This is a genomic window from Candidatus Similichlamydia epinepheli, from assembly GCF_003056015.1.
Window position 1 is genome coordinate 1 of the sequence record NZ_PPEU01000087.1, and the last position, 2,917, is coordinate 2,917.

The 2,917-nt window shown below is 44.6% G+C and carries 3 protein-coding genes and 1 other RNA gene; 1 reads left to right on the forward strand and 3 read right to left on the reverse strand.

Features of this window, described 5'->3' with window-relative positions; all coding sequences use genetic code 11:
- Window positions 1–546: tyrosine-type recombinase/integrase (locus GCCT14_RS04255; RefSeq protein ID WP_157952603.1), on the reverse strand; the 546-nt coding region annotated here is incomplete at its 3' end.
- 69 nt (window positions 547–615) lie between these two features.
- Here GCCT14_RS04255 and GCCT14_RS04260 point away from each other — a divergent pair.
- Window positions 616–2,226 carry an ABC-F family ATP-binding cassette domain-containing protein gene (locus tag GCCT14_RS04260; protein ID WP_108624368.1) on the forward strand — a complete coding sequence of 537 codons (1,611 nt, stop codon included), beginning with the start codon at window positions 616–618 and terminating at the stop codon, window positions 2,224–2,226.
- A gap of 5 nt (window positions 2,227–2,231) precedes the next feature.
- Here GCCT14_RS04260 and rnpB read toward each other — a convergent pair.
- Window positions 2,232–2,624, reverse strand: an RNA gene (gene rnpB, locus GCCT14_RS04265) — RNase P RNA component class A.
- A gap of 13 nt (window positions 2,625–2,637) precedes the next feature.
- On the reverse strand, window positions 2,638–2,917 hold a 280-nt coding region (locus tag GCCT14_RS04270; RefSeq protein ID WP_239978380.1), incomplete at its 5' end, for a zinc ribbon domain-containing protein.

Consider the following 2,917-nt stretch of genomic DNA (forward strand, 5'->3'; position numbering starts at 1 on the left):
CACGGCCCCAAATGTTAGAGGGACCATTCTCTCTTTGTTCCCCTTCCCTAGAACGCGCATAACTCGACGCGTTAAATCTATATCTTCCCAAGACAAGTGAGCCAGTTCACTTACGCGCAACCCAGAACTGTATAGCACTTCAAAAATAACTCGATCTCTTAACCCTTGTTTGGTGAAAACATCTGGAATAGCTACAATGTTTTTCAACTGCTCGCGCTCTAAGAACCGCAACGTACGTTGTGGTGTTTTCGGAGAGGGAAGATCACAAGCAGGGTTCCTGTCCAACTTTCCGATCGACTCGAAGTAACGAAAAAATGAGCGAAAGGCGGATAATTTACGGCAAATGGCCCTCTGAGAGCATGTCAGGCTTCCTATGAAACGTCTGAGTTGAATTGGGGTGATCTCTTTTATCTTTTGTGTCTCTTGTTTCTCTAAACAAGAAAAAAGTTGAGATAAATCTGACCTATATGCCCTTAGCGTTTCTGACGAGCAGCCTTTGAGGGAAAGAAAATTAAGATAGAGTGAGAGCGCTTCTTCAAGAAACATCTGATCTCTCCTCAGTGAGATATCGACTTTAGGGAGGGCGCCGGTAACGGTTATTCGCGAAGGAAAGAAATGAAAGGTCAAGCCGTTGTCTTAGAAAATATTTCCATGCAGTTCGGGGGACAAATTCTCTTTGAGGATGTTAATCTGTCGTTTGTCCCTGGGAATCGCTACGCTTTGACTGGTCCAAATGGGTCTGGCAAATCGACCCTTTTGAAGATCATCATGAAGCGCGAAAAGCCAGTCACTGGCACTATTTCCTGCCCTGAACGAATCGGGATGCTATACCAGAACACGGATCCATTCAAGGAAATGACTCTGAAAGAGGTTGTCATTCAAGGAAATGCTAGATTGGCAAATGCTCTTCGTGAAATCGACAAATTATACGAGGAGGAAAACCCCTCCCCAGAAGATGGGATCCGCATTGCTCAATTACAAGATATAATTTCAGAGGAAGATGGTTACAGTGCCGAGCCAGCAGCAGAGACTCTCTTAACGAGCATGCATATTGACCAATCGCTTCACGACCAACTCTTAAGGACAATTCCTACTGATATACAACTTCGTGTTCTTCTTTGTCAGGCTCTCTTTGGATCTCCAGATGCCCTTCTTCTAGATGAGCCTACAAACTTTCTTGATTTAGAGACGATCGGTTGGCTTGAAAGTTTTTTGAATAACTACCCTGGAGTAGTTGTCTTAACGAGCCATGACCGTCATTTTTTGAATTCGGTTGCGACCCATGTCGCCGACATAGATTACGAAACTGTTATCCTTTATCCAGGCAATTACGATTCAATGGTTCTTGCTAAGACTTCTGCTCGTTCGCAAACTGAGGCAGATGTAAAAGCAAAATCTAAGAAAATAGCTCAGCTTCGTCAATTTGTAGCTCGTTTTGGAGCAGGAACAAGGGCTAGTCAGGTTCGTTCTAGAGAAAGAGAAATTGAGCGACTTCAACCAGAAGCACTAAAGAAATCCAATATCCAGAGACCGTATATTCGATTTGTGGAATCAAAAAAAACTTCAGGTGAGCGTGTTCTGCTCATGAAGCAAGTTAATTACGATTATGGGCAAGGGGTTGTTCTATCAAAAGCTTGTGTAGAAGTTGTCCGTGGTGATCGTGTCGTTGTAATCGGAAATAATGGGGCTGGAAAGACTACTTTACTCAAGGTTATTGCAGGTATACTTCAACCGACGGAAGGGACTTTAGAGTTCGGTCATAACGTACTTCCGGCATATTTCCCTCAGAACCATTTTGATGCCATGGAGGGTGATATTGATCTTCCCATGGTTTCATGGCTTCAAAAGAAAAATCCTTCAGCGACTGATCAGATGTTGAGAGAAGCCTTAGGTAGAATGCTATTTTCTGGTGATGCTCCTAAGAAAGCCATTCGATCTCTCTCAGGTGGAGAAACAGCTCGTTTCATTCTTGCTCATATCACACTTCAGGAACACAACCTCTTGATTCTAGACGAGCCGAATAATCATATGGATATTGAGTCGGTCATCGCCTTGACACAGGCGCTGCGTGATTACAAAGGAACGGTGATAGTGTCGTCTCACGACCGTGATTTGATCGAAAACGTAAGCACAAAGGTCATCTCAATTGAAAAGACGAATGTGAGACTATTTTCTGGTACATTCGAGGAATGGACAGCAAGCCAGAAAGGGCAGAAGAACAGGTAAAAATGTGCACTGGGAAGAAGATAAGCCGGATCCTGTCGATTCAATAAAAGAATCGGACTGTCATTCCTCTAGAGATTCTGTCACCAGAATCTTCGAGCAGCTCCTAAAGAATCATCCAAGGAGGAATGGATTTTTGCGATTCTTATAAACTAAGGAGCCTTGCTTTCAGTAGGGTTTACTCGAAACGAGCATTGCTGCCCGACCTCCCACCGTCTTCACGATGAGCTTTTCACCCTTATTTGACACGGGGATGAATCCCCATGCAAACGGAATGCTCTCTGTTGCACTTTCCGTGGCCTTACGACCCCCAGCCATTAACTGGTACCGGTCCTCCAAAAGTCCGGACTTTCCTCCCGGTAGGCCTTCAGGCCTACCCGGCGACAGCCTTTTCTTCCCAGCGCACAAACGCGACTATACAACAGACTGAATACGACGTCGACGTTTCTTTGATGAGAGTAAGTCCACACTCTCTTCAACATCCTGCCAATAATGAATACGAGAACAATGTTCGCAAAAGACAACACGATCAGCCCTACGAACCAAGTTTTCGTGTTGAGCAGTCACTATGATGTTGCAACCACTACATGCCCTATTCTCAATGGTTACAACCACGCTATCGCCTTTGTGTCGAATTAGGCGTTCATAAATCGGTAGAATATCCGAAGAGGCCTCTGAGGCTAACTTATCTCGT

Excerpts from the sequence above, each read along its gene's own strand:
- GCCT14_RS04260 (WP_108624368.1), top strand. The coding sequence starts at position 616 with ATGAAAGGTCAAGCCGTTGTCTTAGAAAATATTTCCATGCAGTTCGGG.